The organism is Xanthomonas sp. NCPPB 1754, assembly GCF_041475725.2.
Lineage (GTDB): Bacteria > Pseudomonadota > Gammaproteobacteria > Xanthomonadales > Xanthomonadaceae > Xanthomonas > Xanthomonas euvesicatoria.
Map to the genome: position 1 here is coordinate 4,864,015 of NZ_CM192982.1, position 20,775 is coordinate 4,884,789.

18 protein-coding genes are annotated in these 20,775 nt (G+C 67.2%); 7 read left to right on the top strand and 11 right to left on the bottom strand.

The features are described from left to right. Positions 1-8: 8 nt before the first annotated feature. From manD to ACCQ15_RS20885, 4 genes are all read left to right on the top strand, one after another. Positions 9-1,268 carry a D-mannonate dehydratase ManD gene (gene manD, locus ACCQ15_RS20870; protein ID WP_372381026.1) on the top strand — a complete coding sequence of 420 codons (1,260 nt, stop codon included), beginning with the start codon at positions 9-11 and terminating at the stop codon, positions 1,266-1,268. Between the two features lie 23 nt (positions 1,269-1,291). Next, the gene (locus ACCQ15_RS20875) at positions 1,292-2,962 is read left to right on the top strand and encodes a glycoside hydrolase family 43 protein (RefSeq protein ID WP_372381595.1); all 1,671 of its coding nucleotides are present in this window, start codon (positions 1,292-1,294) and stop codon (positions 2,960-2,962) included. Positions 2,963-2,964: 2 nt separating this feature from the next. After that, positions 2,965-5,673, top strand: a complete 2,709-nt coding sequence (locus ACCQ15_RS20880; protein WP_372381027.1) for a glycoside hydrolase family 3 protein — start codon at positions 2,965-2,967, stop codon at positions 5,671-5,673. A 148-nt stretch (positions 5,674-5,821) separates the two neighbouring features. Continuing rightward, entirely contained in the window at positions 5,822-7,294 is a 1,473-nt protein-coding gene (locus ACCQ15_RS20885) for a mannitol dehydrogenase family protein (protein ID WP_372381028.1), read from the top strand. 81 nt (positions 7,295-7,375) lie between these two features. Here ACCQ15_RS20885 and ACCQ15_RS20890 read toward each other — a convergent pair whose 3' ends face one another. Together ACCQ15_RS20890 and ACCQ15_RS20895 are read right to left on the bottom strand one after the other, a co-directional pair. Then, on the bottom strand, positions 7,376-7,765 hold the full coding sequence (locus ACCQ15_RS20890) for a bleomycin resistance protein (protein WP_011349093.1): 390 nt from the start codon (positions 7,763-7,765) through the stop codon (positions 7,376-7,378). A 108-nt stretch (positions 7,766-7,873) separates the two neighbouring features. After that, positions 7,874-8,284 (bottom strand): hypothetical protein, encoded by a 411-nt coding sequence (locus tag ACCQ15_RS20895; protein ID WP_008577812.1) that lies wholly within the window; start codon positions 8,282-8,284, stop codon positions 7,874-7,876. A gap of 239 nt (positions 8,285-8,523) precedes the next feature. On the opposite strand from ACCQ15_RS20895, the gene ACCQ15_RS20900 reads away from it, so the two are divergent. From ACCQ15_RS20900 to ACCQ15_RS20910, 3 genes are all read left to right on the top strand, one after another. Next, entirely contained in the window at positions 8,524-8,682 is a 159-nt protein-coding gene (locus ACCQ15_RS20900; RefSeq protein WP_011349095.1) for a DUF2256 domain-containing protein, read from the top strand. 224 nt (positions 8,683-8,906) lie between these two features. Next, positions 8,907-9,440 carry a hypothetical protein gene (locus ACCQ15_RS20905; RefSeq protein ID WP_109298472.1) on the top strand — a complete coding sequence of 178 codons (534 nt, stop codon included), beginning with the start codon at positions 8,907-8,909 and terminating at the stop codon, positions 9,438-9,440. Positions 9,441-9,992: 552 nt separating this feature from the next. After that, positions 9,993-11,015 (top strand): Kelch repeat-containing protein, encoded by a 1,023-nt coding sequence (locus ACCQ15_RS20910; RefSeq protein ID WP_011349097.1) that lies wholly within the window; start codon positions 9,993-9,995, stop codon positions 11,013-11,015. A gap of 132 nt (positions 11,016-11,147) precedes the next feature. Here ACCQ15_RS20910 and ACCQ15_RS20915 read toward each other — a convergent pair whose 3' ends face one another. The 9 genes from ACCQ15_RS20915 to ACCQ15_RS20955 all read right to left on the bottom strand — a co-directional run bounded on the left by ACCQ15_RS20915 (position 11,148) and on the right by ACCQ15_RS20955 (position 20,737). Then, positions 11,148-11,894 carry a TetR/AcrR family transcriptional regulator gene (locus ACCQ15_RS20915; RefSeq protein ID WP_008577994.1) on the bottom strand — a complete coding sequence of 249 codons (747 nt, stop codon included), beginning with the start codon at positions 11,892-11,894 and terminating at the stop codon, positions 11,148-11,150. A gap of 211 nt (positions 11,895-12,105) precedes the next feature. Continuing rightward, positions 12,106-13,542: an aldehyde dehydrogenase family protein gene (locus tag ACCQ15_RS20920; protein WP_372381029.1), complete on the bottom strand. Its 1,437-nt coding sequence runs from the start codon at positions 13,540-13,542 to the stop codon at positions 12,106-12,108. 102 nt (positions 13,543-13,644) lie between these two features. Beyond that, positions 13,645-14,784: an MFS transporter gene (locus tag ACCQ15_RS20925; RefSeq protein WP_033478785.1), complete on the bottom strand. Its 1,140-nt coding sequence runs from the start codon at positions 14,782-14,784 to the stop codon at positions 13,645-13,647. Positions 14,785-14,862: 78 nt separating this feature from the next. Continuing rightward, positions 14,863-15,504 (bottom strand): hypothetical protein, encoded by a 642-nt coding sequence (locus ACCQ15_RS20930; protein WP_372381030.1) that lies wholly within the window; start codon positions 15,502-15,504, stop codon positions 14,863-14,865. Positions 15,505-15,508: 4 nt separating this feature from the next. Next, positions 15,509-16,966: an aspartate aminotransferase family protein gene (locus ACCQ15_RS20935; RefSeq protein WP_372381031.1), complete on the bottom strand. Its 1,458-nt coding sequence runs from the start codon at positions 16,964-16,966 to the stop codon at positions 15,509-15,511. A gap of 11 nt (positions 16,967-16,977) precedes the next feature. Next, a complete protein-coding gene (locus ACCQ15_RS20940; RefSeq protein WP_003485022.1) occupies positions 16,978-17,658 on the bottom strand; it encodes a class II aldolase/adducin family protein in 681 nt (226 codons plus the stop codon). After that, complete coding sequence (locus ACCQ15_RS20945) at positions 17,645-19,291, bottom strand: xylulokinase (protein WP_372381032.1); 1,647 nt, start codon at positions 19,289-19,291, stop codon at positions 17,645-17,647. Before ACCQ15_RS20945 ends, ACCQ15_RS20940 begins: the two co-directional genes overlap by 14 nt. Further along, the gene (locus ACCQ15_RS20950) at positions 19,291-20,208 is read right to left on the bottom strand and encodes a TorF family putative porin (RefSeq protein WP_218490359.1); all 918 of its coding nucleotides are present in this window, start codon (positions 20,206-20,208) and stop codon (positions 19,291-19,293) included. The genes ACCQ15_RS20945 and ACCQ15_RS20950 overlap by 1 nt, the downstream gene beginning before the upstream one ends. Positions 20,209-20,290: 82 nt before the next feature. Then, positions 20,291-20,737, bottom strand: a complete 447-nt coding sequence (locus ACCQ15_RS20955) for a DUF2147 domain-containing protein (RefSeq protein WP_029820782.1) — start codon at positions 20,735-20,737, stop codon at positions 20,291-20,293. Between the last annotated feature and the right edge of the window lie 38 nt (positions 20,738-20,775).

Sequence of the window (20,775 nt, forward strand, 5' to 3'; positions counted from 1 at the left end):
AGATCACGATGTCACAGACTTCCGACTCCCCTGCACCGCTGCAAGGCTCTGCCCGCGACCGCGAGATCGTCGAGGCGCGCGTCATCGTCACCTGCCCGGGGCGCAATTTCGTCACCTTGAAAATCCGCACGCGTTCGGGCATCACCGGCGTGGGCGATGCCACGCTCAACGGGCGCGAACTGGCGGTGGCCGCGTATCTGCAGGAACACCTGGTGCCGAACCTGATTGGTCGCGATGCCGGGCGCATCGAAGACATCTGGCAGTTCTTCTACCGCGGCGCGTACTGGCGGCGCGGACCGGTGACGATGAGCGCGATTGCCGCAGTGGATGTGGCGTTGTGGGACATCCTGGGCAAGATGGCCGGCATGCCGCTGTATCAGCTGCTTGGCGGGCGCTCGCGCGAAGGTGCGCTGGTGTACGGGCATGCCAACGGGCGCGATATCGCCGAAACCAGCGACGAAGTGGGCCGCTTCCGCGAGATGGGCTTTATCGCGATTCGCGCACAGTGCGGCGTTCCCGGCATCAAGAAGACCTACGGCATTTCTGTCGGCGGCAAGCCGTACGAACCGGCCGAAAGCGAACTGCCGACCGAAACCGTATGGTCCACGCCGCGCTACCTCGGCGTCCTGCCGCGCCTGTTCGAGCAACTGCGCGCCGACCATGGCGACGAGATCGAACTGCTGCATGACGCGCACCACCGGCTCACCCCGATCGAAGCCGCACGCCTGGGCCGCGACCTGGAGCCGTACCGGCTGTTCTGGCTGGAAGATGCCACCCCGGCGGAAAACCAGCGCGCGTTCGAGATCATTCGCCAGCACACCGTGACGCCGCTGGCAGTGGGTGAGGTATTCAACTCGATCTGGGACTGCAAGCACCTGATCGAACAGCAGCTGATCGACTACATCCGCACCACGATCGTCCACGCTGGCGGCATCACCCATGTGCGCCGGCTGGCCGATTTCGCCGCGCTGCATCAGGTGCGCACCGGCTTTCACGGCGCCACCGACCTTTCGCCGGTGTGCATGGGCGCGGCCCTGCACTTCGACACCTGGGTGCCCAACTTCGGCATCCAGGAATACATGTTCCATTCCGACGAGGCCAATGCGGTGTTCCCGCACGACTACCAATTCCGCGATGGCCGCCTGCACTGCGGCGAAACCCCGGGGCATGGCGTGGACATCGACGAAGCGCTTGCAGCGAAGTATCCGTACGTGCCCAAGCAGCTGCCGATCGCGCGACTGGAAGACGGCGCGATGTGGGATTGGTGATGCGCGCGTTTTCTGCCACGTGTGTGGCCCTACTGATGGCCTTGGGGGTGCCTGCGAACGCGCAGGCGCAGGCCGCTGCCGATGTTGCGTTCGACTGGTTCGAGTACCGCGGCGACGATGCGGTGTTCGCCACGCCGCTGCCGGCCGGGCACTACCGCAATCCGGTGCTGGCCGGTTTCTACCCGGACCCCAGCATCACGCGTGTGGGAGAGCGCTATTACCTGGTCAATTCGACGTTTACGTACTTTCCGGCGATCCCGGTGCTGGAGAGCACCGATCTTGTGCATTGGACCCAGATCGGCAACGTGGTCGAACGCCGCGAGCAGCTCGACTACGACGGGCTGCGCATGTCGCGCGGCATGTATGCCGCCAGCATCCGCCATCACGACGGGCGTTTTTACGTGGTGGGTACCTCGGTCGACAGCGGTGGCAATTTCATCGCCAGTGCCAGCAATCCGGCGGGCCCATGGTCGGCATTGACATGGTTGCCCAGCATCGACGGCATCGACCCGTCCCTGTTCTTCGATACCGATGGCAGCGCGTACCTGCTCAACAACGGCCCGCCGGAAGGCACGCCGTTGTACGACGGGCATCGCGCGATCTGGATGCAGCGCTTCGATATCGCGAAGAATGCGCCTGTCGGCCCGCGCAAGGTGCTGCTCAATGGCGGCGTGGACCTGGCCAGCAAGCCGATCTGGATCGAAGGCCCGCACCTGTATCAACGCGACGGGTGGTACTACCTCTCATGTGCGGAGGGCGGCACCGGGCCGCAGCATTCGCAGGTGGTGTTGCGCAGCCGCAACGTGTGGGGGCCGTATGCACCGGCACCGAACAACCCCATCCTGACCCAACGCGATCTGCCGGCCGGGCGCGCGCATCCGGTCAGCAACGCCGGCCACGTGGACCTGGTCGACACACCGGACGGGCAGTGGTGGGCGGTGTTTCTCGCAAGCCGTCCGTATCGCGGCGATCACTACAACACCGGGCGCGAAACGTTTTTGCTGCCGGTGCAGTGGCGCGATGGCTGGCCCTCGATCCTGCCGGCGGGACAGCCGATTCCTTACATCGCCAAGGCGCCCGCAGGCATGAAGGCAGTTGCCACGCAGGCACCATTGTCGGGCAACTTCGTCTGGCATGACGATTTCGATCAGGCCACGCTGCAACGCGAATGGCTGACCGTGCGCGTGCCAAAGCACGACGTGGCCGACCTGCGCACGCGGGCAGGCTGGTTGACGTTGCATGCCAGCAGCCAGGGGCTGGACGGTACCGGCACGCCCGCGTTTCTCGCACGCCGCCAGCAACATCTGCGTTTCACCGCCAGCACCGCACTGGAGGTCCCGACCCAGGCGGGCATCAGTGCAGGCTTGGCCGCATTTCAGAATTCGACCGCGTGGTATGCACTCGGCGCCCGTCGCGATGGCGATGCCGTCCAGGTGTTTCTGGACAAGCGCGAGGGCGCGGCCACCACCACGCTGGCGCAGACCCGCATCCCGGCCACTGCACAGCTGCGGCTGCAGATCAGCGGCGATGGTGGTGCGTATAGCTTCGCCTTCGATGCCGATGGCCGCGGCTGGCAATGGCTACGCCGCAACGACGACGCCAGCTTTCTCAGCACCGAAAAGGCCGGCGGCTTCGTCGGCAGCGTGATCGGGCCATTCGCCCAATCGCATCCCGACCGCCCTTCACAGGACTGACCATGCCTTCGCATCCGCCCGCCCCGTTTCGTTCGCTCGCGCATGGTGTCCTGCTCGCACTGGCATGTACCGCAGGCGCTGCCCATGCAGCGACACCGCCGCCGTATCTGGATACCCAACGCAGTTTCGAACAACGCGCGGCCGATCTGGTGTCGCGCATGACGCTGGAAGAAAAGGCCGCGCAGATGCAGAACGCTGCGCCGGCGATTCCGCGCCTGGGGGTGCCGGCCTACGATTGGTGGAACGAGGCCCTGCATGGCGTGGCGCGCGCCGGCGGGGCGACGGTGTTCCCGCAGGCGATCGGCATGGCCGCCACCTTCGACCTGCCGCTGATGCACGAGGTCGCCACCGCCATCAGCGACGAGGCGCGTGCCAAGCATCATCAGTTCCTGCGCCAGAACCAGCACGCGCGCTATCAGGGGCTGACCTTCTGGTCGCCGAACATCAATATCTTCCGCGATCCACGCTGGGGCCGCGGCCAGGAAACTTACGGCGAAGATCCCTTCCTCACCGCGCGCATGGGCGTGACCTTCGTGCAGGGCCTGCAGGGCGAAGGCGCCGACGCACCGAAGAACGCGCAAGGTGAGCCGTACCGCAAGCTTGACGCCACCGCCAAGCATTTCGCCGTGCACAGCGGCCCGGAAGCCGATCGTCACCACTTCGATGCGCGCCCCTCCCAGCGCGACCTGTACGAGACCTACCTGCCGGCGTTCGAGGCACTGGTCAAGGACGGCAAGGTGGATGCGGTGATGGGTGCCTACAACCGCGTGTACGGCGAGTCGGCCAGTGCCAGCAAGTTCCTGCTGCAGGATGTGCTGCGCCAGCAATGGGGCTTCAAGGGCTACGTGGTGTCCGATTGCTGGGCAATCGTGGATATCTGGAAGCACCACAAGATCGTCGCCACCCGCGAACAAGCCGCCGCGCTGGCGGTCAAGCATGGCACCGAACTGGAATGCGGGGAGGAGTATTCCACCCTGCCGGCGGCGGTCCGCCAGGGCCTGATCGACGAGGCGCAGATCGACACCGCGTTGACGACCTTGATGACCGCGCGCATGCGCCTGGGCATGTTCGATCCGCCCGGACAGTTGCCGTGGTCGACGATTCCCGCCTCGGTCAACCAATCGCCGGCGCACGATGCGCTGGCGCGGCGCACCGCGCGCGAATCGTTGGTGCTGCTGAAGAACGATGGCCTGTTGCCGTTGTCGCGGGCCAAGCTCAAGCGCATCGCGGTGATCGGCCCCACCGCCGATGACACCATGGCACTGCTCGGCAACTACTACGGCACGCCGGCCGCGCCGGTCACCGTGCTGCAAGGCATCCGCGCCGCGGCCCCAAATGCGCAGGTGCTGTACGCGCGCGGCGCCGACCTGGTCGAGGGGCGCGACGACCCCGCCGCCACGCCGCTCATCGAACCGCAATACTTGCGGCCGTCGGCCAACTCGCCCGAACGCGGTTTGCGGGGCGAGTATTTTCGCAACCGCGATTTGTCCGGCACGCCGGCCCTGGTGCGCGTGGATGCGCAAATCGGCTTCAAATGGGACCGCGGTTCGCCGACCGACAATCTGCTGGCGCGTGGCGAGGCTGGCCCGAGCGAGGCGGTGCCGGCGGACAACTTCAGCATCCGCTGGAGCGGCCAGCTGGTCCCGCCGACCACCGGCACCTACCACCTGGAAGCAGCCGCCGACGACGGCGTACGCCTGTACCTGGACGGCAAGCCGGTGATCGACCGTTGGAGCACCAGCGACCGCCTGCACGTCGATGGCGTCGACGTGCAGCTGCAGGCCGGCCGTGCCTACCAGGTGCGGCTGGAATACTTCGAAGGCGAGCGCGATGCCGGGGTGCGCCTAGCCTGGCGCCAACCCGGGGCCAAGCCGCCCTTGCAGGAGGCGCTGGACGTGGCGCGCAGCGCCGATGTGGTGGTCTTCGTCGGTGGCCTGACCGGCGATGTCGAAGGCGAAGAGATGAAGGTGAACTACCCCGGATTTGCCGGCGGCGACCGCACCGACCTGCGCCTGCCCAAGCCGCAGCGCGACCTGCTCGAAGCCTTGCAGGCCACCGGCAAGCCAGTGGTGGCGGTGCTGACCACCGGCTCGGCGCTGGCCATCGATTGGACGCAGCAGCACCTGCCGGCGATCCTGCTGGCCTGGTATCCCGGCCAGCGCGGCGGCACCGCGGTGGCCGACACGCTGTTCGGCGATGCCAACCCGGGCGGCCGCTTGCCGGTGACGTTCTACAAGGAAAGCGAAACCCTGCCGGCGTTCGACGACTACGCCATGCGCGGCCGCACCTACCGCTACTTCGGCGGCACGCCGTTGTATCCGTTCGGCCACGGCCTGTCGTACACGCAGTTCGCCTATTCCGGCCTGCGCCTGGACCGCACCACCATCGCAGCCGATGGCTCGCTCACTGCCACCGTCACGGTCAAGAACACCGGCCAACGCGCAGGCGATGAGGTGGTTCAGCTGTATCTGCATCCGCTCACCCCGCAACGCGAACGTGCCGGCAAGGAATTGCACGGATTTCAACGTATCGCCCTGCAGCCGGGCGAGCAGCGCGCGTTGCATTTCACCCTCGACGCAAAGAACGCGCTGCGCATCTACGACGCGCAGCGCAAGGCGTATGCGGTGGACCCAGGCGCCTATGAAGTGCAGATCGGCGCCTCCAGTGCAGATATCCGCGCCAGGCAGCGCTTTACCGTGACCGACAAGTAACAGCCGCCCACACCCTGGCCATGCGGCCGTGGATCGACAACTCCTTCGGCCGCGATTGCTGCAAATCCCCTCTCCTTGCGGGAAAGGGGTTGGGGTGAGGGTTCGGCGCAGCCCTTCCTCCAAACACTCCTACCTCACAGGCGACACGATGCAAGCACCACGTCTTTCGCGCGACACCCTGGCCACATTGCCGCCGGTGGTTTCAAGGCCCAGCTATGACCTGGCAAGAACCACCATCGGCATCGTGCATCTCGGCGCAGGCGCCTTCCACCGTGCTCACCAGGCCGTCTATATCGACGACCTGCTTGCCGAAGACCCCAGCTGGGCCATCAGCGCCGTCTCGCTGCATCGCCCGCACGTGCGCGATGCCTTGCGCCCACAGCATGGTCTGTACACCCTCGCCCTGCTCGACGAACACCCGCAGCTGCGCGTCATCGGTGCCATCCGCGAAGTACTGTGCGCCGCAGACGAACACGCCGCCGTGCTCGCGCGCCTTGCCGACCCGGCAGTGCGCCTGGTCACGCTGACCATCACCGAGAAAGGCTACTGCCTGGCCGGCGACACGCTCGACCTCTCGCATCCGGACATCGCCCACGACATCGCCCATCCCGCGAGTCCACGCAGTGCCATCGGCTACCTCGTCGCCGGCCTGCAGCAGCGCAGGCACAACGGTACCGCGCCGTTCACTGCGTTGAGCTGCGACAACCTCACCGACAACGGCACGCTGCTGCAGCGCGCGGTCGTGCGGCTTGCAGAACAGACCGACCCCGCGCTTGCGCAATGGATCACGCAGCACGCAGCGTTCCCGCGCTCGATGGTCGACAGCATCACGCCCGCCACCGATGACGCGCTGCGCACGCGCGTACACGATCAGCTTGGCGTGGACGATGCCTGGCCGATCCAGCGCGAGCGCTACAGCCAGTGGGTGATCGAAGACCGCTTCAGCAATGGTCGCCCCGCATTTGAGCACGCCGGCGTCACCCTGAGCGAAGACATCGCCGGCTACGCGCGCGCCAAGCTGCGTCTGCTCAACGCGCCGCACTCGGCGCTGGCGTATCTCGGCAGCCTGCTGGACCTGGAAACCGTGGCCGAGGCCATGCGTCACCGCGAACTTGCCGCATACGTGGAAACGTTGATGCGCGCGGAGATCGCGCCCACCCTGCAGGCCATGCAGGGCTTCGATGCGCAACGCTACAGCGACGCCATCCTTGCCCGTTTTCGCAATCCCGCCATTGGGCACCTGCTCGCCCAGATCGCCTGGGACGGCTCGCAGAAACTCCCGGTGCGCCTGCTCGGCACGATCGGCGACGCACTCGCTACCGGCCGACCGATCCAGCGCCTATGCCTGGCCGTTGCGGCGTGGCTGCATTTCGTCCGCAGGCAGGCGCACAACGGCGTTCCGCTGACCGACCCGTTGAACGATGTCCTCAGCGCGCTTGGCCGCAACGCGACTGGCGATGCAGGTCATGATGTCGCTGATTTTCTGACATTGGAGGCGGTGTTCGGATCGTTGCCCGCAGACGCACGTTTTCGTGCGTCCTTGCAGGCGGCTTATGCAGCGCTCGGCATGGCCACCCCTGCTGAAGTGACACACGCCCTTGGGTCGATGGGTGACGTGTAAGACGGTGCACAGCACCATCTCATTGGCGAGCGGTGGAATCAGGCGGGGCGAGCAGTGCAGTCGCCTCGCCCACGCAATGCATCACCCGGACGCGATCACCTGCCCGATCCGCAGCAGATTGCCGCTCTCATCGACGATGGCGAACTCACGCATGCCCCAGGGCTTGTCGCCAACCGGGTCGAGCCGTGGAATGCCTTGCTCGGGCAAGGCGGCAAGCTTCATCGCTGCGTGGACGGCATCCACATCGCCTACCCTGATGTAACAGCCCGCATAACAGCCGGCCGGATCCAGGTCCGGATGCGCGAAGAAGTGCAGCTCCACATCGCCACGTCGCAGGATTGCGTAACCTGCATCATGCGGATGCGCATCGCCGACAAAGCCCAGCTGCCGATAGAACGCCACCGTCTGCGGAATCGAACGGCTCGGCAGGGTCGGGATGGTTTGCGTTTCTACATTGATGCTGGTGTCCATGACCAACCTCCGTGTGTCCAAGCTTCAGAAGCGCTTATGTGAGCAGCTCGATGGAAGTGACAGGCTCGCTCCCCACGCGCCTTAAAAGTCCTGGCGGCGGTTACGGTATCAAACCGTATTCGGTCGCGTGACGCCACGCGTCTCCGACAGACGCATCAGCACTACGATCACCAGGACCAGAAAGCTCAGCTCCCATACGTAGAAGGCTGCGCCTATCCGGTCGATCATCACTTCGTGTCCGGCTTCGTTTTTCAGATAGCGGGTGGCACGAAAGGTATCCATGCCGATCAGGCATGCCGACAGCAGCAGGCCCAATGCCGTCCTATCTGATTTGAAGAGGTAACAGAGCCACGCACTGAAGAACAGCAGGTTGCCTAACCAGGCGACGCATTGGCCGTCGAGCACCTGGATCCAGCCGAACAGGAGCAGGACAACGCCGCTCACGTGCTCGGCACCACCATGCAGTGCAGGAAGGCAGAGTGCGGCAACGTACAAAAGGGCCGACGCGACCAGCAACAATGTTTTCACGCACGTCCTTGTTTGAGAATGTGAGCGTGCCGCCTTGCGATGTCCGAGACATGCCGCCAAACCGCTTCCTGCGAACTATAACAAAGCGTGCGCGCCGGTCTCCCCGCCCATGTACTGCTGTGTTCTGGGCAGCTGCCTGCATGAAGTCCGAGACGGCATTTTGCAGTGGACCTCGCTATGACATGCTTTGCACCCCCCTGCACCGACACGTGTCCCAGTCCTTCCAGCCTATGGCAACACGCAAAAAACAGGATCTACCGGAGAAGGTCTGCGTGCAATGCGGGCGGCCGTTTCGTTGGCGCAAGAAGTGGGAGCGTGTGTGGGACCAGGTGAAGTACTGCTCGGACCGATGCCGGGGCGACAGCAAGCGCCACCGCTCCACGGCTTAGTCGGCACTGCCTCGGACCGGGGGCATGCCGACAAGAGACGGGCCTGTGCCGCCGCACCTCCGAGCGCAGCACGCACAAACGCGCGTTAACGATACCGCTATTTCTTCCCTGCACGCTGTTTCGTGCCGCCGGACTTGGCCGCACGCTTGCTCGTGCTGCGCTTGCTGGCGACGGCCATGTTGTCCACCAGATTCGGATATGGGCGGCCTGCGGCTTTTGCGCGCTTGCGGGCCTGGGTCTTCTGCGATGCAGACAGTGGCTTGGAGCGCGAAGCGCTCTTTGGGCTGGACGTGCTCCAGGGCGCGGACGTCTTGCCTGCACGCTGTTTCGCAGCTGTGGAGGTGCTCTTCTTCTTGGCCGCAGTGCGCCTTGATGGCGCTTTCTTGGTCGCGCCTTTCTTCTCAGCCGCGCTGCTCCTTGCTGCAGCTTTCTTGCTTGCCTTGCTTGCCTTGCTTGCGACCTTGGACGATGCAGTCTTTCTGGCAGAGGCGCTTGCGGCCGCCGTTTTTTTCGTGGTGCGCTTATTCGGTGCGGTCTTTTTTGCGACTGTCTTTTTTGCTGACTTCTTGGTCGCCGTTTTTTTGGCTGCGGCTTGCCTGGTTGCACTCTTCTTTGCTTTAACCTTCTTTACAGCAGTCTTTTTCGAGCCATTTCCGCTGCTGGCGCCCTTCGTCGCGCTTGCCTGGTGCAGGCGCGCGTACACACGCGCTGCCCAGCGCTGGCCTGCATCGCCGCCCCAGAGCAGCCAGGCGATGTAGCCGGCCGATGGCGCCTTGGCATCCGCCCAACCCTTGCCGCTCTTGTCCACGCTGTGTCGCGCGAAGTACGCATGCATGCGTCCAATGGTCTGTGCAGACAGCGACGTTTGCGCGGAGAGATCGCGCGCACGCGCCACACCAACGGCGGTACCGCCACGGCCGTGCTGCTCGCGCAGGCGCAGTCCACGCGCCGCTGCAGCGGCGACGCTCTTGGGCGGCGTTGTCGCCGAACGGGAAGTTGTCGGGGAACGCGTCACGCAGGTCTCCTGTCATTGCGGTCGCGGTAGTGTTTGCATACGCGGTGCTGTCGGACGTGAAGAGCCGGCGTCTCCCCTGGCACTTGCAAGCAGCAAATGCACTGGGTTTGATGAAGTGCACTGCGTATCCGGCTGCAACACCGCAATGCAGATGATCGACCACTGCCATCGTCAGCGTGGTGGCAGCGCCGCACTGTTGCGGTCGCTACGCGCGTCGCGGCTCTGTCCGCTTTCTGCTATGGCGGTGCGTCGACAGGTAAGTAGACTGGCCGCTCTTTGCAACCAAGGAACACCGATGCATCGCTTGGCAACGTCTTTCTGCGCGGTGTTCCTGCTCGTGGTGACCGCAAGCATGCCTGTCAGCGGGCAGGCCAATGACCTCGAACCAGCCGGATCGACCAGCAAGCAGCAATGGCGCGCGGTGCAGGCGCAGGGCGAGCCGCACGCACGCCACGAAAACAGCATGGCCGCCATTGGCGAGCGCCTGTATTTGCTCGGCGGTCGCGGCGAACGCCCGCTGGATATCTTCGATACCCGCACCCGGCGCTGGTCGCGCGGCAGCGCACCGCCATTGGCGGTCAACCACGCCCAGGCGGCGGTCTGGGCAGGCAAGCTCTATCTGGTGGGCGGGTTTACCGGCGACTATCCCAACGAAGCGGCGTTGACGCATCTGCTGATCTACGACCCGGCCACCGACCGCTGGCAGACGGGCGCGGAGATTCCTGCCGATCGCCGCCGCGGTTCGGCCGGTACCGTCGCGCACGACGGAGTGCTGTATCTGGTGGGTGGCAATACGCGTGGCCACAACAGCGGCTATGTGCCCTGGCTGGACGCCTTCGACACGCGGACCCAGCGCTGGACGCGCCTGCCCGATGCGCCGCATGCGCGCGATCACTTCCAGGCCGTGGTGCTCGACGGCAAGCTCTACGCGGGCGGCGGGCGCCGGTCTTCGCACGACACCGGCGACACGCTGTCGCAAACAATTCCGCAGCTGGATATCTACGATCTGCGGCAGGCCACCTGGTCGGTGGCCGATGCCACGCTGCCCACCCCGCGCGCGGGCGCGGCAACCGTCGCGCATCACGGCCGGGTCATGCTGTTGGGCGGCGAAAGCACGGCCCAGGTCGCCGGCCACGCGGAGGTGGAGTCCTACGACCCGGCCACCGCGCGGTGGGAGACCGGTCCGGCCTTGCCGCGCGGCAGGCACGGCACGCAGGCGGCACAGGTGGGCGAGGATCTGTACATCGCCGCAGGCAGCGGCAACCGCGGCGGCGGACCGGAACTGCAGGATCTGCTCGTGCTGCCGTCATTGCCCTGAGCGTTGCATGCGGCGCAGGTGTGCTTGCGGCATTCAGCGCCTGCGAGCAGCCGCATTGCACCTGCCAGATGCCTCGGTGCAGGGAAGGCGCGTCCTTCGCAGGCTCTGACGACCGCGCCCGCTGCCGGCCCATCACCCAGCGCGGTTTGAACGCCTTGCCGGTGGCGAACCTCGCCGGCGCTCCACAGCGCTGCCTTTCGGCACATCGGCCGTTGCATCGCGCAACTGCTCGACGTGGCCGGCGATCATCGTGCCGACTGTCTCGGCCACCGCACGGCTGCTCAGTCGCACATCGAACAGCAGCTCCACGGTCGCATAGATCAGGTCCACCACGATGCGGCTGACCAGACGCAGTTGGCGCGGGTCTGCATCGGGAAAGAATTCGGCGAGCATGCGCACCTGCGCCTTGGTGACCTGCGCGTGCGAGTCCAGGCGCACCTGCTGCAAGGCCGGCACCGCACGCAGCGCGCGCAGGATCCAGACACCGCCCTCGGTGGCCTTGGTCACCCGGTAGGTCTCCAGCACCAGGCCGGTCAGCGCCTGCTGCACCTGTTCGCGCGAACCGGACATCGCCTGCGGCGTGATCCACTTGGGCACCAGCGCGTTCTGCCGCTGCATCAGGCGCGTGCCGAGCTCGGACAACAAGGCATATTTGTTGGGAAAGTAGCGGTACAGCGCCGGTGGCGTCAGTCCGGCATGCGCACAGACCAGATTGGTGGACAGCCGTTCCACGCCGACATCGCCGAGCAATTGCGCGGTCACCGTCAGGATATGTTCGTAGGTCTCGGTCGCGCGATGCTGGGCCGGGAGCTTGTTGCCGGTCAGCCTGGGCGCGGGCGCCTTGAGCGGCGCGCGCGGACGGGACTTGGTCGTGGACATGGGCGGGGGATTCCTCGAACACGGAGTGATGCGTCGGCCAGACCACCGCGACTGCACCTGCGCCGTTGCGTCGCTGCTGCATTGCGCCGGCCAGGCGGCGTCCATCGTCTGCAGTAGCGCCATGCCACCGCCAAGCCATGCGCCTGCACGGCCGGTGTTTGCCAGAGCCACATCATACGCGCTGCGTCGCGGGCGATCTGTGCCGCGCGCGTCATCTGCGGGCCAGCCAGGCGGTCAATGCGGTGGCCACGCGGTGCTGCCAGCCCCGATACGGCGGAAAGAAGGCCCGCGCGGTCAGCAGGCGGCCGCCGCGCAATACCGCACGTTCGTGCGAAAACGCCTTGAATCCATGCATGCCATGCGCGCTGCCGATCCCCGACTGGCCAATGCCGCCGAACGGCAAGCCGGTGTGCATGAATTGCTGCAGGCAGTGATTGACCACCACGCTGCCGGAGCTGCTGCGCGCCAGCACGCGGGCGACCTGTGCGGCATCGTTGCTCCACAGATACAGCGCCAACGGCTTGGCGGCGGCGTCGAGTCCGGCGAGCACGGTGTCGAGATGGTCGAAGGTCACCACCGGCAGCACCGGCCCGAAGATTTCTTCCTGCGCGATGCGCGCGTGTTCCGGAACATCGGCCAATACCGTCGGGGCGATGAAACGCTGCGCCACGTCATGCTCGCCGCCGGCCACCAGCTCGGCACCGGCAGCGCGCGCTTCATCGATCAGGGCCGCCAGGCGCGCCGCATGGCCGACATGGATCATGCGCGCCAGGTCGGGGCTGGCAGCCACCGCCGCAGCGCTGCTGCCGTAGCGCTGCGCCAGCAGTTCGCGGCACCGCTGCAGCAGCGCCATGCGGACCTCGCGATGCACGAACAGCGTATCGGGCGCGATGCAGGTCTGCCCGGCATTGACCAGCTTGCCCCACACCAGCACCTGCGCGGCGCGTTCCAGGTTGGCGCTGCGGTCGACGATGGCCGGCGATTTGCCGCCCAGCTCCAGCGTCACCGAGGCCAGCTGGGCGGCAGCGGCGGCCATGACCTGCCGCCCCACTGCCGGTGAGCCGGTGAAGAACACATGGTCGAACGGGCAGGCCAGCAAGCGCTGCGCAGTGGCCACCCCGCCCTGCACCATCGCCACTTCGGAAGGGTCGAACGCCTCGGCCAGCAGCTCGCGCAGCACCGCGTTGACCTGCGGGGTGAATTCGGACGGCTTGAGGATGGCGGTGTTGCCTGCCGCCAGCGCCGAGACCAGCGGCCCCAGCACGGTGGCAACCGGATAATTCCATGGGCCGATGATCAGGCAGCGGCCCTTGGGCTGATAGCCGATCTGCGCGTGCGTGCCCAGCGTCAGCAAGGTGGGCGACACCTTGCGCGGGCGCATCCAGCGCGGCAGCCCGGCGATGGCGGCGGCGATTTCGTCGACCACCGGCAACAGCTCGCTCAGCTCCACTTCCAGTGCCGGCTTGCCGAAGTCGCCGGCAAAGGCGGCATACAGGGCCTGCCGCCGCGCCAGCAGCGCGCTGCGCAACGCGCGCAGGCGCTCGCGCCGCTGCGCGGCGGTGGAACTGCGCCAGGCCGCGGCCACCGGCTGCTGGGCGGCGAACACTGCCGCGATGTCCTCGGCGCAGACGTCCAGGTCAGCGTGCATGACGCGCACGCCCCTGCTGCAAGCGCACACACTGCAAACGCATCCGCGACCGGCGCGCCGGACGCGCCGGCACGCTGCGGCCCATTCCGCACACGCTGTCGCTCATCGATCCCCCCTGTTCTGCTGCGCTCCGGCCGGCGCCCGGCGGCGCTGGTCGCGGCCGGCTGCCGCCGCCAGGACCGCCGCCAGCAATGCGGCGGCCAGACTGAACGCCGGTACCGGAGCCGGATCATCGTGCTGTAGCAGCAGCGAAGCGAGCAAGGGGCCGGCTGCCGATCCCAGCAACTGCACCGCCGGCACCAGCACCGCCACCCGGCCATGCGCGTCGGCACCGAACGCCAGGCCCACGTGGAAGGGCATCAGGAACATCCAGACCAGGCCGAAGCCCACGCAGGCAACCGTGAACGCGGCAGTGCCGGCCGGCGCCGCACGCGCCATGATGGCCGCCACCGCTGCCAGCACCAGGCTGCCGACCACCAGGGTGCGCGCGTGACCGAGCCGGCGCACCCACCAGATCGCCGCCAGCGCGCCGACGATCTGCATCGCCAGCACCAGCGAGGTGTGCGCCTGCACCGCCCCGGCATCCAGGCCCGCGCGCAACCCCAACGGTTCCAGGTACGCCCACAGCGCGCCGGTCGCGGCCATCTGCACGAAGGCAATCAGCAAGGGCAACAGGGTTGTCGGCGACCAGCGCACGCGGCTGGCCGGCGCGGTTGCGCTCACCGCAGACAGGGTCGCCGGCAGCAACGGTGTCAGCAGGGCCGCGCACAGCGTCACCGCGCCCAGCGCCACGAAACCGCCTTTCCAGCCGGTGGACGGCAGCACCCACAACGCCAGCAGGTTCGCCAGTGCGATCTGCGCCACCGCCTGGGTCAGCATGAACACCGCGGTGACCCGATCCGGCTTGGCCGCGCGCACGATGGTCAGGGTCGCCACCCACAGCAGCAGCCCCTCCGCCAGGCCGGCAGCTGCGCGTACCAGCACGAATGCGGTGTCGCCGACCGCCTGGGTGGTGGCCAGGTCCAGCAGTGCCGCCAACAGCGCCGCCAGCACGGCGACCTGGCGCTGCCAGCGGTGCGGCAACAGCGCATCGCCCAGCGCCACGCCCAGGCCGAGCGCGACGATCTCCCCCATTGCCACGATGCCCACGCCGGAGAGCGTGATCAGCTTCTGCTCGACCAATGTTCCCAGCAGGATCGGCTGCACGCCCAGGATGAGCAGGGCGATCGAACCGATCAACAAACCGGACGGCAATCCCTGCGAGGCGGGAACGGCCATGGCGGACAACGCGGGTGGATGACTGCTGCGCATGCGATGCCCTCAGTAGGCCGTGCTTTCGGTGGGCAGGGCGCCATTGGCGAATGCGGCGCTCGCACGTACCTGGTCCTTGCGCAGACGCCCGTTGGCGATGCGACGCACCCACCACGGCAGCTGCCGGGTGGGTCCTCCGGTGGCCACCGCCAGCACATACGCCTTGGCGCACTTTTCGAACAACGCGATGTTCAGCGCCAGGCGACGCGCACTGGTGCCCAGGCACAGCGGCCGCCGTGCCACCAGCACGGCATTGCCGATCGCCCCGGCCAGCGTGGCCGCCGCCTCGGCCGCGCGCACCGGCGGCGGCATCGGCCCCAGATGCCGCGCCTGTTCGTCGAACACCTGCGGCAATGCGCCGCCGCAGTCGGCCAGGCAGTGGCCGAAGGCACCGGCCGACCACGCCACCGCCCCCACATCGCCACGCTGCGCATAGACCTGCGCATGCAGGCGCTGCGCCGCATCCAGCGCGGCATCCTCGCGCCAGTCCAGCAGCAGCGGCGTTGACGCGGTGGCGCTGCCGATCCACATCTGCGTGGCGCCCGGGCAACGCACCGACAAGGCCGCGTCATCGTCGCCGAGCAAGTGGGAGGCCTGCAGCCGTTCGCGGGTCTGCAGCCAGGTGTCGCGCAGGGCATCGGTGGCGTTCATCGGCTCAGACCAGTGCAAAGACATCGTCGAAACGGTTCAGGGCCTCGTCGATCACCGCATCGGTGTCGGCCATGCTGGTGTAGATGCGGCTACCGGCCAGGGTGATCAGGCCGTGCGCCGAATACGCCGCGCCCATCTCTTCCATCATGTGCTTGCGCGCCTTGGCTTCGTTGCGCACGCGCCAGAGTTTGTAGAGGTTGCCGGTGTCCAGCAGCAGCACGCCGGAGGTCTGCAGGTGCACGATCGAGCCCATGTTGTAGACCACGTACGGCAATCCGCGGCGCTGGATGATCGCCTCCAGACCCGCACGCAGGCGATCGCCGGCGCGGCCGGCGCGGCCGGCGCGGCCGGCGGCATCGTTCTGCTGCGCTTCCAGCAACGCGTAGTAGCCGGCCACGCAGGACAGCGGGTTGGCCGACAGCGTGCCGCCGACGAAGGCGCGCCGCGCGGTCGTGCCGATGCCGCCCACCAGGCTCATCATGACCTCGCGGCGGCCACCGATCGCCCCGGCCATCGGATAGCCGCCGGCCAGGCACTTGCCCAGCACGGTGATGTCCGGCGCAACCCCGAAGTAGCCTTGCGCACCGCCGGGGCCCAACCGGAAACCGGTGACCACTTCGTCGAAGATCAGCAGCGCACCGAACTCGTCGCACAGCGCGCGCACCTGGCGGTTGTAGTCCGCGTGCACCGGGCGGGTTCCGCTCTCCGGCCCCAGCGGTTCGAGCAGCACCGCGGCGGTCCCGCCACGCAGGCGATTGAATTGCAGCTTGCGGCGCAACGCGTCCAGATCGTTGGGCAGGCATTCCTGGGTCTGCGCGGTCGCCCCACGCGGAATGCCGATCGCTTCCATGCGGCCGGTGCCGGGCAGGCGCAGGCCGTACACCAACTGATCGCTCCAGCCGTGATACGCACCGCCGATCTTGATGATCCAGCGCTTGCGGGTATACGCGCGCGCCAGGCGCACCGCGCCCATCACCGCCTCGGTTCCCGAACCGAGCAGGCGCACCATCTCCACCGCCGGCATGCTGGCGCAGACCAGCTCGGCCAGTTTGACCTCGTATTCGTGCAGCAGTCCGGTCACCGGTCCGCACTGGTCCAGCACCTCGTTGACGCGTGCGCGCAACGCCGGTGGGTTGGAGCCGAGCAAGGTCGGGCCGCCGGCCTGCAGGAAATCGATGTAGCGGTTGTCGTCGACGTCGGTCAGGTAAGCGCCCTCGGCGCTGCGCATCGCCAGCGAGAACGGGTAGTTGAAGGCCAGGTTGTGCTGCACGCCGCCGGGAATCACCCGCTGCGCGGCGTCGCCCAACTGCTTGGAGCCTTGGCAGCGCTGCTCGAAGTAGCGCATCACCTTGTCCATGCCCTCGCGCCGGATCGGCCGCATCGGCTGTTTGACCAACGCATCGAAGCGGCGATACAGCTGGTCCACATCGGGCCATTGCGAAATCGCGGAAGTCACGCTCATTGTCGGTGCCATCATGTCTGGGAAAGGGAGGACGCACCGGACGTGTGCCGGTGAGAATCCAGCGCCGTCAGCACCCGCTGCAGGCCCGCAGCGAGGTCGGGCTCGCGCGCGGCACGCGCCTGGATCTGCGTCTGCAGGTGGCTGCGCGCGACCAGCTCCAACGCCTCGACCACGGTGACGGCCGCCTGCAGGTTGGTCCCGCAGCAGACCACGCCGTGATTGCGCAGCAGATAGGCGTTGACGGTGGGCCGCAGCTGCCGGGCCAGCAGGCGGGCCAGCAGGCCGGTGCCCGACGGCATGTAGCCGGCGATCGGAATCCGTGCGCCGAGCAGCCGGCGCAACGCCGGTTGCGTCACCTCCAATGGCGCGCCCAGCAGGGTGCAGGCGCTGGCGACCGGCTGGTGGGTGTGGATGCTGCAGCCCACGTCCGGGCGCCGCCGCATCACCTGCGCATGCAGGCCGGTTTCGACCGACGGCGTACGCGTGCCGTCGAGCTGGTGCAGGTCCTTGGTGCGGACGATGCAGATATCCTCGGCCTGCATGCTCAGGTAATCGATCGCCGAAGGGGTGACCGCGAAACACTCGGCATCGATACGCAAGGCGACATTGCCGCCGGTGCCAGCCAGATAGCCGCGGCGCGACAGTTCGATGCACAGCGCGACCACGCGCTGGCGTTGTTCATGGGCAAACATGCGCAGCGACCTCCTGGGCGGGAACGGGCGTGGAGGGATTGAGCCGTCGGTAGATCGGCGCCAACGTGCGCTGCAGGTCCTTGAACACCGCATAGCGGTCGTCGTACAGCGCACGCGTGCCCGCATCCGGCTCGTAGACCCGCCGGGGGCGCTGCAATGCCGCCAGGTCGCCGAAGCCGAGCCGGCCCAGGCCGACCCCGGCGATGAAGGCCGCGCCGACCGCATTGGCCTGGATCGGATTGTGCAATTGCCGGATCGGCCGGCCGCTGACATCGGCAATGATCTGGCACCACAGATCCGACTGGGCGCCGCCGCCGACCGCAGCGATCGTGCCTGGGTCGCAGCCGAGCAGGCGTGCAAACGGCTCCATCATCCAGCGCGTGTTGAACGCCACCCCTTCCATCACCGCGCGGATCATGTCCTCGTGGCTATGCATCAGCGAGAGATTGATCAGGCCGGCACGCAGGCTCGGGTCTTCCACCGGCGTGCGTTCGCCGAACAGCCAGGGCATGTAGATCAACCCGTTGGATCCTGCGGGCACGCGCGCGGCGATGCGATTGAGCACTTCATAGACGTCCGGGCGCTGCTCGTCGCTGAGCAGTTCGTCGGCATGGAACAGGATGCGGTCGCGCAGGAAGGACAGGTTGGCACCGGCGGTGGTCTGCAGGGCGATCGCCAGATAGCGCCCTTCCACTGCGCACGGCACCGCGGCGATCGTACTGCGCACGTCGGTTTTCATGCGCGGCACATGCGCGCCGAGCCATGACGAGGTCCCCAGGTACAGATGCGCGGCGTGATCCTCCACCGCCGCGGCCACCGCCACTGCCGACGTGTCGATCGCGCCGGCCACCACCACGGTCTGCGGCGACAGGCCCAGCGCCTGGGCCACCTGCGGCAGCAGCGGCCCCAGCACCGCAGTGGACGGCACCAGGTCCGGCAACTTGTCGCGCTCCACGCCGACCATGTCCAGCAGGCCCGCGTCGTAGCGAATATGGTGCGGGTCGCGATTGTCGGTGACCCAGGTGGTCAGCATCGAATCGGGAGTGGCACAGAACCGGCCGGTCAGGCGCAGGTTCATGTAATCGAGCACGTTGAGAAACTTGTGCGTGCGCTGGTAACGCACGGGCTGGTGATCGCGCAGATAGGCGATGTGGCCGGCGCAATCCTTGCCGCTGCGCGCAGGCGCGCCACCGCTCAGGCGCAACCATCGCCACAGGCGCAGGGGATCGTAGCCGCGCACATTGAGCCAACGCCCCTGCAGACGCCGGGCGATGGCCGCCTGGCCGCGCATGTCCAGCCACAGCATGGCGCGCCCGAGCGCCTGGCCGTTATGGTCCACGCAGACGGTGCCTTCGCCCTGGGTCGAGCAACACACGGCCACCACGCGTCGGCGCAGCGCCGCATCACCCTGCACCACGGCAGCGGCGGTGGCGCTGAACGCGTCCCACCACGCGTGCGGGTCTTGTTCGGCAGCGACGCCCTGCACGTGCAGTTGCACCGGTTCGAACGCCCAGGCGAGCACCTTGCCGTCCAGCGTCACCAACGCGCATTTGCAGCCTGAGGTTCCCAGGTCCACCGCCAGCACCAGCGGAGCATTGCCGCCGGTGTCGTCTGCGAGCGTTTGGGTGCGCATCAGAACGTGTAGCCGATCGAGAACACCAGCGCATCGCCGTCGGTCTTGCGGATACGCTCGCCGTCCTGCACCCAGTACAACTGGTGCGCGTTGGTGTTGGTGGTCAGCCAGTCCAGGTTCCAGTCCAGGCCCCAACGCCGATGGGTGATGCCGATCTGGTAATCGGCGAAGTTGCCTTCGCGAAAGTTGGCCAGTTTCTGGTAGCCGGCATGCAGGCGCAGCGTCGTGGACGGCAGCAGCGAGGGCAGCAACGGCACCTGGGTATTGAGGTCGGCCAACACGGTGCCACGCGAATCCTGTTCGCCGCGCGCGTAGCACTGCAATGCGGCGGTCGGATCGATCGAGAAGCGCAGGATCTGCCCGCACACGCCGCCGGTATCGGCACCGCGGTAGGTCTTGGACACTACATACAACACGCGCCCTTCGACGATGCCGTAGCCCAGCTCCATCACGGCGAAGTCGCTGTTGTAGTTGGTCGTGCGCACGTCGCTCGGCGTGCCGGTTTCCAGGTCGATGCTGTGCGGCGCCATGAAGCGTGCGCCCGGGAATCGCTCGGTGGCCAAGCCCACGCCAGCGTGCCAGCGGTCCGGATTGCCGAAGCGATAACCGCCCGCCAGGGTGACGCCCAGGCCGTCGCCATTGACGAACTGCTTCTTGCTGACCCCGGCCACTTCCAGCAAGGCGACCAGCCCGCTGGCATGCACGAACTGGGTGCTCCACTTGGCCGAGGGCCGCATCAACGAATCGGAGATGCCGCGCGTGCGCTGTTCGCTCATCAGCTTGACCTGGTTGTCGAACTGATAGGTCGCCACGCTGCCTTCGCTGGCCGGGTCGGCTTGCTGGGCCTGCGCCGGCAGGCAAGCCGCACCTTGCAGCAACGCACACGCGACAACCGCGCCGACATGGATCTTCGCCATCTGGATTCCCCCGGTGGATGTGAGTGAGAACCGCCGCGATCGCGGCGGCCGGTGCTGCGCGCGCATGTGGCGCTGGCCGCAGCTAGTGGCTGGCGCACACCGGCGTGGATGGCAGGGCCTGCACGCGGGTAAACAGCATGTTTTCGCCGAGCACTTCGGCGCCGATGAACGCGCGCAGGGTCAGGCTGTCACCCTTGCTCCGCAGCGTGGCCTTGTAGCGCTTGCCGCTGCGCGGATCGAATGCCCAACCGTCGCGCCAGGTGCCGTTGTCGTCGCGCTCCAGGCGCGCGATCTGCACACCGCAGGTGTCCTTCGGCGTGCCGGCGTCCTTGTCCCACACCACCTTTCCGCACATCGCGCTGGCGGCATCGGTACACGGCGCAAATGCGATGACGGCGTCCTTGGCCGCAGTCAGCCACAGGCCCTGTACCGGCGAGGACGCTGCCGCCAGCGCAGGCATCAGCGGCAGCGCCGCTACGACAACGCACGCCAGGGTGCGCAGCAACCGGGAAACGCAAGCTTCGTTCATTGCCGCAACCCCGCGGGCAACCCGCTCATGACAGTAGT

Coding starts and splice junctions, on each gene's coding strand:
- manD (WP_372381026.1), top strand. CDS start 9: ATGTCACAGACTTCCGACTCCCCTGCACCGCTGCAAGGCTCTGCCCGC.
- ACCQ15_RS20880 (WP_372381027.1), top strand. CDS start 2,965: ATGCCTTCGCATCCGCCCGCCCCGTTTCGTTCGCTCGCGCATGGTGTC.
- ACCQ15_RS20885 (WP_372381028.1), top strand. CDS start 5,822: ATGCAAGCACCACGTCTTTCGCGCGACACCCTGGCCACATTGCCGCCG.
- ACCQ15_RS20890 (WP_011349093.1), bottom strand. CDS start 7,765: ATGGACACCAGCATCAATGTAGAAACGCAAACCATCCCGACCCTGCCG.
- ACCQ15_RS20900 (WP_011349095.1), top strand. CDS start 8,524: ATGGCAACACGCAAAAAACAGGATCTACCGGAGAAGGTCTGCGTGCAA.
- ACCQ15_RS20910 (WP_011349097.1), top strand. CDS start 9,993: ATGCATCGCTTGGCAACGTCTTTCTGCGCGGTGTTCCTGCTCGTGGTG.
- ACCQ15_RS20915 (WP_008577994.1), bottom strand. CDS start 11,894: ATGTCCACGACCAAGTCCCGTCCGCGCGCGCCGCTCAAGGCGCCCGCG.
- ACCQ15_RS20920 (WP_372381029.1), bottom strand. CDS start 13,542: ATGCACGCTGACCTGGACGTCTGCGCCGAGGACATCGCGGCAGTGTTC.
- ACCQ15_RS20930 (WP_372381030.1), bottom strand. CDS start 15,504: ATGAACGCCACCGATGCCCTGCGCGACACCTGGCTGCAGACCCGCGAA.
- ACCQ15_RS20935 (WP_372381031.1), bottom strand. CDS start 16,966: ATGAGCGTGACTTCCGCGATTTCGCAATGGCCCGATGTGGACCAGCTG.
- ACCQ15_RS20940 (WP_003485022.1), bottom strand. CDS start 17,658: ATGTTTGCCCATGAACAACGCCAGCGCGTGGTCGCGCTGTGCATCGAA.
- ACCQ15_RS20945 (WP_372381032.1), bottom strand. CDS start 19,291: ATGCGCACCCAAACGCTCGCAGACGACACCGGCGGCAATGCTCCGCTG.
- ACCQ15_RS20950 (WP_218490359.1), bottom strand. CDS start 20,208: ATGGCGAAGATCCATGTCGGCGCGGTTGTCGCGTGTGCGTTGCTGCAA.
- ACCQ15_RS20955 (WP_029820782.1), bottom strand. CDS start 20,737: ATGAACGAAGCTTGCGTTTCCCGGTTGCTGCGCACCCTGGCGTGCGTT.